Source organism: Streptomyces triticirhizae (assembly GCF_003696235.1).
Taxonomy (GTDB): Bacteria; Actinomycetota; Actinomycetes; order Streptomycetales; family Streptomycetaceae; genus Streptomyces; species Streptomyces triticirhizae.
On sequence record NZ_RFFJ01000409.1, the window covers coordinates 1 to 993 of the forward strand.

Annotated in this window: 1 protein-coding gene; it reads right to left on the reverse strand. The window is 77.3% G+C overall.

Features of this window, described 5'->3' with window-relative positions; genetic code table 11:
* Positions 1-993: ATP-binding protein (locus tag EBN88_RS30000; RefSeq protein ID WP_233581134.1), on the reverse strand; the 993-nt coding region annotated here is incomplete at both ends.

Sequence of the window (993 nt, forward strand, 5' to 3'; positions counted from 1 at the left end):
GGGGCGCGCGGCGGCGTCGGGTCGGGAGGGGCGCCGTGTCGGGGTCGGGATCGTCGTCGGCCGGCGCTTCGGGCCCCGACTCGCGTGCGCCGGGGGCGCGTTGGGCGCGCGGGGCGCCGGGGGCGCGTTCGGCGGTGTCCCCGGGGCGCGTGGGGCGCAGCGGCGACACCGGCTCGGGGGCCAGCACCGACAGGTCGTGCTCGCCCTCGACCACGGTGAGGATCTCGGCCGGCACCCGCAGCATGACGCGGAGGCCGCCGTAGGGCGAGGGCTCCACATGGCAGGTGAAGCCGTACTGCCGGGCCAGCCGGCCCACGACGGCGAAGCCGGCCTGCGGCGGGTTCCCCAACTCGGTCAGCAGCAGCCCCTCGGGGCCGGCGAGCAGGCGGCGGGCGCGCGCGAGGGCGTCCTCCTCCATGCCGATCCCGGCGTCGTCGATCACCAGGAACACCCCACGGCCGCCGCCGTGTTGCAGGGTGACCGGCACCTCGGTCTCCGGGTGCGAGTAGGCCGTGGCGTTGGCCAACAGCTCGGCCAGCGCGATGGCCAGCGGCTCGGCGGCCCGAGCGACCACGCCGATCCGCTGCTCGCGCAGGTGGTTGGCGACCTTGACCCGCTGGTAGCCCGGGACGCGGGACTGGGCCCCGCGCACGATCTCCGCCAGCGGGGAGTCGGTGCGCGCCAGCCCCGGCCACGCCTCGCAGAGCACGGCCGTCGCCTGGATGCGGCGCAGCGCCAGCTCGTTGCGGAAGTCCAGCTCCAGCAGCCGTGGGTCGTCCATCTCGTGCTGGAGTTCGTGGAGGAGGCTCTGGATCTGGTAGAGCAGCGACTGCACCTTGGCGGTCGCGCCGCGCATCGCGGCCCTGGCCGCCGCGTCCACCCGCTCGCGCTCCTCGGCGACGGCGGCCAGCGCGGCGTCCAGCGCCCCGTTCAGCGCGGCCGCCGCCTCCGGGCCGATCTCGGCGGCCGAGGGCGCGGGCGGCACCGGCGCGT